Genomic DNA, 8,802 nt, shown 5'->3' with positions numbered 1-8,802 from the left:
AAATATGCCAATGTCATCGAAGAACTTGATTTTGAAGCTCCACGAACCGTCAAGGACGGGGGTACCGCAAACTATGTTTATGAAATCGTAACTGCAGATAATGCTCGCTTCAAGGCCAGAGCGGAGGCCATTACGGATTTTGATGGAGACGGTGTTCTTAATATTTGGGAAATAGATGAAAATGGGAATCCAAGACAAATCATGAAAGATTGAGTTACCTACTGTCAGTTTTAACCATTATGTGTTTAGGTCAAATTGCTTACCAAGATTTTAGGGAAAGACAGGCATATTGGTTCCTATTTCCTTTGGCCATGATTCTTTTTGGGTCACTGCATTATTCCAATTCAGTAGAAAGCTCTTTGTTCTTAAACTATGTCATGTTCAATATGTTGCTAGTTACGTTGATTGTTGTGGCACTTTACGCCTATACCCGATTTGTGGCAAAAAAAAGGTTTTTGAACCATAGTTTAGGGCTGGGTGACATACTCTTTTTTTTTGCTTTTGCCCTAGGATTTCCAACTATTACATTCATTATCCTTTTTGCCAATGCCATAGTATTCTCCCTTTTGACCTATTTGTTCTTAAAAAAGGTTTACTTGGGTGAAACGGTCCCCCTTGCCGGACTTATGGGACTCTTTCTTATTGCGGTCATTGGATATGGTATAATCTTCAAATCCCCATCGTTATATGCGTATTGAGGAAAAAACATTGTTGCTGCCCACTGAACTGGCCCATTGTATTTCGTCAGATCAGGCATACCATTATAGAATAGTTCCAAAGAAAAAAATCGGCGAGCAAATAGTCTTTTTAACGGATACGAACTCCATTGAAACACTGCTTTCCGAGCTATCCGTGGTATTTGATTTCCGACTGAGCTTGAAGTATGTGAAGACTTCGGTGCTGCAGGATTTTCTAACCGCTAATTATAGACAAGCTGAATTCCCAAAAAGCGGCGAACTTCACTATACCCCTGATTTTTTGGAGAAGATGCTGATCAGTGCCAAGGCCCTTGGCAGCAGTGACATCCATTTCGAACCCTATGAGACCAAATGTCGCGTGCGTTTCAGGCTGGACGGAAAATTGATCGAGCAGTTTAGCATACCCCTCAGCGAATACCCTACAATAATAAATAAAATTAAGATTAGGGCAGATTTGGACATCGCCGAAAAAAGGTTGCCACAAGATGGCAGGATCACCATAAAACAAACCAACTCAGAGTTTGATATCCGCGTATCCTCCCTCCCGACACTCTTTGGCGAAAAGATGGTGCTCAGGATTCTTAACAGGGATACCCATTCAATAGATTTAGATGACTTGGGCTTTAACAAAAAAGAGTTGCTGCTTTACAAAGAGAGTGTTCGAAAACCCAATGGCATCATATTGATATCAGGGCCTACGGGTTCAGGAAAAACTACGACACTTTACGCCACCCTGAAATTGCTCAACGATTCCAAGACCAATATTTTGACCATTGAGGATCCGATTGAATATACCTTGGAGGGAGTGAACCAAGTTCAGTTGAAGGAGGCCATCGGATTGGACTTCGCCAATGCACTGCGCACATTCTTACGTCAGGACCCGGACATCATTATGGTGGGGGAGATAAGGGATGTAAAAACGGCCAACATGGCCATAAGGGCTGCCCTAACCGGTCATCTGGTATTGTCCACCATACATACCAACTCAGCTTGGGGCACTGTTTCCAGGCTGATCGATATGGGCATCCCCCCCTTTTTAATTGCCAGCACCTTGAACGTGAGCGTTGCCCAGCGACTCATAAGACTGTTATGTACTGAATGCAAGCAAAGAGAAACTATTGGCCCCGGATTGTTCCCAAACGATTATCCTATTGGCAGTGACCTAGAATTTCATTATGTCCCCGCTGGTTGCAATTCATGTCACCATACTGGATATAATGGAAGAAAGGCGATTTACGAAATAATCCCGGTCACGAAGGAACTTACGCCTTATATAAAATCCAATTCCCTTGACATCAATGAATATATTGATTGCCATAATATACAATCACTTCAAGATAACGCGCTTCATCTTGTCCAAAGCGGTGTTACTTCAATAGAAGAGATCTATCCCTTGCTAACCAACTGAATCGATGAAAAAACTTCTATGTCCCACGTTACTTCTGTTCTTTGCACTTTCGTTGGCCCAGGAAGACGGCCGTATTCGAAATATTGAGAATAATTTGGATTTGCTTTCAGTGGACAATCCCGGGCTTTCCGAAAATCTGAAGTTGGAAATCAATGTGAGCAGTGTTTCCCTGTCCAATTTTTTATTGGCGGTATCCCAAGTACACAAAATCAACATCAACGTGGATCCAAGCCTACAAGGCATTGATATCGTAAACAGTTTTTCCGATGTCACCGTATCAGACCTGTTGATTTTTCTTTGCAAACAATATGAGCTGGACATTGATTTTACTGGAAACATTCTTTCTGTGAAAAAGTATATGCCGCCTCCAGTGATTGTACCCGAAAAAGAAGTCATTATCGGATATGATCCCCTCAATGATTTAATCACTATGGACTTGAGGAACGATACTTTGGAGAAGGTATTCCGAAAAATAATAGATGTTTCAGGGCAGAATCTCCTTTACAATGGTGGCATGGAAAACCTTCCGATGAACCTTTACATCAAGGATGTACCTTTTGATCTGGCCATGGAAAAGCTTGCCGAAACAAATGGATTGACCTATTCAAAGTCAAGGGAGGGTTTTTATTTGTTCGACAATAATCTAAAAACGGTTAACAATGATGGTGGAAATGCCGATCACAATAGATTGGGACATCGAGATTTTTACTATCAGGTACTGGATACCGTGCAGAGACTCCTGAATGTCGATTTCTCAAATGTGCCCATATCCGACATAATAAGCAATATCAGCCTTGATTTGAATTTGGATTTTTATATGGCCACTCCATTGAGCAAAGCCGGTAATGTCACCTTTAAGGCCAAGCAAATCTATTTTGATGACATGCTCACCAAAATATTCGAGAATAGGTCCTCCAATATCCAACCGTTGGCAGAAAGTCCAAACGGACCATCAATCAATCGAAACAATGCCAATCCAAACACCCTTTCCCAAACCAATGGTATGAACTTCACCTTCAAAAAGGAAAATGATCTTTATTTTTTTGGAACCGACGATCAACTCAGTGTAAGAAGACTGGAAATCGTTCAGATGATGTACCGATCGGTGGAACTTTTGGGCGACCCCATGCAATCTGCAGGATTTGGTCGTTCTGCAGGCAGAACGGTATCTGGGGGAATCAATTATTTGGGAAACAATGGCTTTCAGAATGGCACAAATGGATTTGGAAACGTTCAAGGAGGAAGTGCACTTGGACCAAGGAATAACCAGAATATAAATACTCAAAACAACAGGTTTGGCAATTATTCCTCCAATGCCGAAGCAATTGTGAACATTCTTCCAGATGAAGTGGTGGCGGATCTGGACATAAAAATCGATTTTGAGCTTAACAGTTTTCTGCTGAGCGGCCCTGCAGCAAGCATAAACCGTTTCAAAAAATTCATAAAAGAAATTGATAAGCCGGTCCCGGTAGTTTTGATCGAGGTCATGCTCATAGAGGTCCGTAGGTCTTCTACTATTGAGACCGGCATAAGTTGGGGCATTGGGGAGGACCCGGTAGAGACATTGGGTGGCATTTACCCGGAGACAGATCTCACGCTGGGTGCAAAAACCGTGAACAAAATCATAGGGGGGTTTGATGGTTTTGGGTCGTTCAACATAGGTAGGGTGGTCCCAGAGTTTTTTGCCACCATTAAGGCCATGGAGGCAAACGGGAACATTCGAATCAGGTCGACCCCAAAACTTTCCACACTAAATGGTCATAGGGCCAACTTATCCATCGGTGAGACCACCTATTATGTGGTCACCAGCCAGAGTTTCTTTGGTTCCCAAATTCCGAGCACCTCCGAAATAAGAAATTTCCAGCCCATCGATGCCGAACTGGCCGTTAGTATAAAACCTCTTGTTTCCGGAAACGGACAAGTTACCCTCGACATAAATGTCATCCAATCAGACTTCAGCGGTGATAGGATAGAAGAGGAGGCTCCTCCGGGATTGACTTCCAGAGAATTCAGTTCGATCATAAGAATGCAAAACCAGGATGTGGCCATTTTGGGTGGATTGGAGGAAAAGGTAAAGAACGATACGGGAAGTGGTGTTCCATTCTTGGCAAGAATCCCCATCATCAAGTGGTTGTTCAGCAAAAGGAAAAGGGAAGATTCCAAGCAAAAACTCACTATTTTAATAAAACCCACAGTCATCTACTAGTGATCGAAAGGATTAAACAATATTTTGGCCAAGGGAATTCTTTTTACGGATTGGAAATATTCCAATTTCAAGGGGAGGCCAATTACCATCTGATCCACGTTGTAAAAAAGGGAAAGGAACTGGAAATTACCGAAAGCCTGGAATTCAAGGATTTCAATTCACTTATGGGACACATTAAAACTTCGATGCCCATCCATGTATCTTTCAACCTGGATACTATAATAACAAGATTTATGGATGCTCAATCAAATCTTGACAAGAATGCAGCAATTGATAAGTTGTTTCCCGGGTTGAAACCCGAAAAATTCTACTTTCAGACTGTAGCGATAAAGGGCTGTTTGGCAATCAGTATCTGTAAAAAAAAGGAAATTGACATGTATTTGGAAAAATTTAAAAAACTCAATCTCGTAGGGCTGTCCCTAGGTACTGCGGGGCTTTATCCAATTATAGAACATGTAGACCAGAAAATTGTTTATTTCAATACCAAGAAAATAATTTGCGCAGGATCTGAAGGAATCCACACAATTATGGAGAATAAAGATAATGAAATTTATCGCTACAACATAAATGGGCTGGATCTCAATAGTTCTGATTTGTTGGGATTCTCCGGAGTTTTGGGGTTTTTGTCAGGTTTTGGGCCGAAGTATTCCAATCTGGAAAATACCATAGCTGAACTAAGGAGTTCCTTTGCGAACAACAGAACATTCAACTTGCTCCTACCTAATTTCATTTTTTTATTGTTCTTTGTTTTATTGATCAACTTCATCTTTTTCAACTTTTATAATGAAAAGATAAAATCACTTAAATCGGATATAACTTTCGATTTGGAAAACAAAGAAATGCTAGCCAAAACAAATAGAAGATTGGATGAAAAAGAAAAAAAAATAAGTGCCCTTACCTCTTTATCAAATAGCAAATCTTCCTATTTTATTGACAGACTGGCAACCATGGTGCCGGAAAGTGTTATGTTTACCGAGTTACAATATCAACCATTTCAAAAACCGGTCCAACCCAAAAAATCGATATCCGTATACGAAAATACGATATCACTTTCTGGAACAAGCTCAAAGAGTGTAGACTTTTCTGCCTGGGTGGGCGCAATTGAAGAGATTCCCTGGGTTAAATCTGTGGAGAATTTGCATTACGATTATATAAAAGGCAATGTTTCAGAATTTAAACTGAGTATATATGTCGAAGATATTAAAAAATAAGGTTACCCTGCTGATAAGTGGTTTTCTTTTATTGCTGTTCTTATGCCATAAGTTGGCCATATCCAAGACCATTGAAGCTAGAAAGGACTACTTAAGCTCTAAAAGTAACCGGTTTGCCTATGAGGATACTTATCAAAATTTATCCGCCTTGAACAAAAAAGAAGTTCATTTGGATTCCATTTTACGGAGACTTGACCATTCCGGTACTTCGATAGAGAATAACCTGTTGAGAGAGATAAACAAAGAAGCTGACAAAAATGGCTTGATGGTAATTGACTTTAATCCTGCACATGTTTTTAAAATTGATGATACCTCCTACAAAACCTTTAACTTCATTTTAAGAGGTGACTTTATCTCCATATTGAAATCAATTCATTACTTGGAGATGAAATCGAGTTTTGGTCAAATCATACATATGAACTTTGTGAAAAATAAAGACAATAGAACCTCAAAATTTTACTTGGAGGCCACTATATTCATTCAAACATTGGAATAAAGCAGCTAGCGACGCCAAGTTTCTAGCTGCAAACGTCCCAAATGCTTACCTCCCACTTTTGCGCATGGATCCTGTCGGGTTTTTGTAGCGTTCAGGTAGATAAGCGTAAAGCAAAAACCTGATAGGGCGCAACCTACTTTTTGATTTCAGTATCCCATGTCCTCGCCCGTGCCCCTAGCCTTATCGATTCCCCTTCCAAGGGCTTTTATGATCTTGGCCGCCATTTGGACTTTATTGGTCGGTATACTGGGAGCTTTGACCCCCATGGTTTTAAGAAGTTTAAAGGCCATGTCCTTTTCCTTGGTGGGCAGTCCCATTACCTTGGCAAAGAACTTTCCCGGTTCCTTGGCACGTGCCTTTCTCCCAACATAGGATTCCACATAGTTCCTTTTGAAGCCCGTTGTCCTATCAAAGGTCTTCTCCGCTGCTTGGTAAAAACTGTCCCTATCAAATCCTCTCTTGACCGTCTTTCCGTTCAGTTCCACTTCGGATGCCTTGTGCTTGGCCATTGGGGAAAGTGTAAAGGTGTTTGTTATATCCCTTCTGCTGACTATGATATGGATATGGGTCTGTGGCCCCTCCTTTTGCATTCCAGCGGCTACCAATTGCCCGTTCTGTTTGTGCGGGGCCAATCTTGTTTGCTCTTTGATCCTTTTTTCAAGCTCTTTGACATTACCGATGGATTCGCCCCTTTCCACTTTCCGTATCTCGTTCCTGAGCCTTGCTATCTCCCCTCGGTATGGCGCATTCTCCTGAACCTGTTTATCAAAGCCCCGATAGGTGCGTTCATGCTCTATCTTGGCATAATACTTCAAGTTCTCGGCCTTGACCTCTTGGTTCCTATGGAAACTCTTGGCATAGTCCTCCATGAGTTTCCTAGTGTATTCCCTTAATAAGTTCGGGTCATTTCCGATGACCTTCAGTTCCCTTTTATTGGGACTGACAACTATGGAATAGAATTTCGGGTCTTTCTGTCTCAGTTTGGCCGTATTGGCATCTATTTCATCGATGACCGTTTGCGGGCTTACGCTGTCGTTTTCTTGGTCAAAGAACTCCTCCCTTTGTTCGGGCGACCTTTCTTCGTTCTCCTTTTCCAGATAGTCCACATAGTTCCCCACACTGGAGTTGTAGGTACTTCCCATTTTCTGTGCTGAGATGGTAAGGTACATGAGCGTTATCTTAATTGATATTTCAGGCTTTCAAAATCCCCAATCCCCATCTTGATCTTTAGATACGGCTTTCCCATCATGGGCTCAACCTTCTCCACATTGTTGAGGATTTCATTGCAATGCTTTTTATAGCTTTCAAATTCTTTTAGCATTCTGTCTTCCTCTGTTTTCGGAACGGTATTTCTGGGCTCCAAAAAATCCATTCGCTCTTCCTGTAACTTAACGGGTTCAGGTTTCGGTTTCCTCCCATCCTTTACGTATGCCTCATAAAGTATCAGCATCATTTCATAGGTGGGCCGGATACTGGTCTTTTCCATGTTCTTTATAATGGCAATGAGCCTATCAAATTTTTTCATCATCTGACGCTCCAGTTTTTTGATACTATCAAGGATGATCTTTGCTCCCTCTCCAAAAGGGTCAAGGTTGTTCTCCTTGAAATATTGTATCATTCCATCCAATACCTCACTATGGGATTTATTGAACTTTTTGGAATAACTGCGAAAGCGTGTAGCCGTTTCTTTCTTTACGGTGATATTGGAATAACTACCGGTTCCTTTTTTTGTTCTGCCATTTGTAGATTGCTTTTCCATAGGTGCGATTTTGTTTTTTCGTCAAATTGCGCCAATTTTTTCGTCAAAAATTTCCAGTGTTTACAGGGCTTCCCAGAGGGTTTACTGTAGATTTCGCAAAAGTCTACTGTAGCTCCTGATTTTGTGCAGTATTCCAAAATCTGTTCAATTAACTGGTTTTCAACTTGTTGAAGACCTAAAAACAACCGTGATGGCGCAATTTGCGCATCACCCTCTTGCTATTCCTACGTCCCGCAAGCGGGACAGAATGAATACAGCCTTATTATCCTTCGGCTGCTTTTTTGGTCTGCATATGCTCTATAAGGTTTTGCATGTCCTCCCCTATCTTATGTTCCAATACTCTGGCATAAATTTGTGTGGTGGTCAATTTGGTATGGCCTAACATTTTGGAAACGGTTTCAATTGGAACGCCATTGGAGAGTGTTACCGTTGTGGCAAAAGTGTGCCTAGCCGTATGGAAGGAAATATTCTTATAGATTCCACAAGCCTTTGTAATTTCCTTTAAATAACTGTTGGTCTTTTGATTGCTCAATACAGGTAGCAACTTTCCGTGTACCAACCTTTCATTGCAGTTTTTATACTTATCCAAGATTTGTTTTGCTTTGGGAAGTAAGGGAACCTTGACCGCTTCATCAGTTTTTTCCCTTTTTGTATGGATCCATAGGTTACCATCAATCCCGGAACGCATATTATCTACATCCAGTGCCTTTACATCTCCATAGGCCAATCCTGTATAACATGAAAAAAGAAAGGTGTCCTTCACTCGTTCATACCCCCTTCCTGAAAATGTTGTTTCCTCAATGAGCCTTAGTTCCCTTTCGGTCAAAAAAGGGCGTTCACTCTTCTTATAATGCTTTTTATAGTTTACAAAGGGGTCTTTGTCCAACCATTCCAATCTCACGGCAAGGTTTACCATTTTCCTTAGACGCTCCAAATGTTTCATGGCCCCATTATTGGTACACTTCTTTCCCTTTTGCAGATCAGGCCCATTTATCAAATAGTTCTCAAAGTCGGTAATGAACTT

Annotated in this window: 8 protein-coding genes and 1 pseudogene; 6 read left to right on the top strand and 3 right to left on the bottom strand. The window is 41.2% G+C overall.

Features of this window, described 5'->3' with window-relative positions:
- The 6 genes and pseudogenes from GTQ34_RS16445 to GTQ34_RS16420 form a co-directional block, all read left to right on the top strand.
- Nucleotides 1-213 (top strand): annotated as a pseudogene (locus GTQ34_RS16445) (hypothetical protein); the annotation flags it as partial.
- Nucleotides 210-698, top strand: coding sequence for a general secretion pathway protein (locus tag GTQ34_RS16440; RefSeq protein ID WP_166524906.1), 489 nt, complete (start codon nucleotides 210-212; stop codon nucleotides 696-698). The pseudogene GTQ34_RS16445 and the gene GTQ34_RS16440, both read left to right, overlap by 4 nt.
- Nucleotides 688-2,106 (top strand): GspE/PulE family protein, encoded by a 1,419-nt coding sequence (locus tag GTQ34_RS16435; RefSeq protein WP_166524905.1) that lies wholly within the window; start codon nucleotides 688-690, stop codon nucleotides 2,104-2,106. Before GTQ34_RS16440 ends, GTQ34_RS16435 begins: the two co-directional genes overlap by 11 nt.
- Nucleotides 2,107-2,110: 4 nt before the next feature.
- Nucleotides 2,111-4,312: a type II secretion system protein GspD gene (locus GTQ34_RS16430; RefSeq protein WP_166524904.1), complete on the top strand. Its 2,202-nt coding sequence runs from the start codon at nucleotides 2,111-2,113 to the stop codon at nucleotides 4,310-4,312.
- Entirely contained in the window at nucleotides 4,312-5,523 is a 1,212-nt protein-coding gene (locus GTQ34_RS16425; RefSeq protein WP_166524903.1) for a hypothetical protein, read from the top strand. The genes GTQ34_RS16430 and GTQ34_RS16425 overlap by 1 nt, the downstream gene beginning before the upstream one ends.
- The gene (locus GTQ34_RS16420) at nucleotides 5,501-6,019 is read left to right on the top strand and encodes a hypothetical protein (RefSeq protein WP_166524902.1); all 519 of its coding nucleotides are present in this window, start codon (nucleotides 5,501-5,503) and stop codon (nucleotides 6,017-6,019) included. Before GTQ34_RS16425 ends, GTQ34_RS16420 begins: the two co-directional genes overlap by 23 nt.
- Nucleotides 6,020-6,165: 146 nt before the next feature.
- Here the strand turns inward: GTQ34_RS16420 and mobB are convergent, their stop codons facing one another.
- The 3 genes from mobB to GTQ34_RS16405 all read right to left on the bottom strand — a co-directional run.
- The gene (mobB, locus tag GTQ34_RS16415; protein WP_166524901.1) at nucleotides 6,166-7,188 is read right to left on the bottom strand and encodes a MobB family relaxase; all 1,023 of its coding nucleotides are present in this window, start codon (nucleotides 7,186-7,188) and stop codon (nucleotides 6,166-6,168) included.
- Nucleotides 7,189-7,193: 5 nt separating this feature from the next.
- Nucleotides 7,194-7,778: a BfmA/BtgA family mobilization protein gene (locus GTQ34_RS16410; RefSeq protein WP_166524900.1), complete on the bottom strand. Its 585-nt coding sequence runs from the start codon at nucleotides 7,776-7,778 to the stop codon at nucleotides 7,194-7,196.
- 262 nt (nucleotides 7,779-8,040) lie between these two features.
- On the bottom strand, nucleotides 8,041-8,802 hold a 762-nt coding region (locus GTQ34_RS16405; protein ID WP_166524899.1), incomplete at its 5' end, for a site-specific integrase.

The organism is Flagellimonas ochracea (genome assembly GCF_009903685.1).
Classification (GTDB): Bacteria; Bacteroidota; Bacteroidia; order Flavobacteriales; family Flavobacteriaceae; genus Flagellimonas; species Flagellimonas ochracea.
This window is presented reverse-complemented; position numbering and strand designations above follow the sequence as displayed.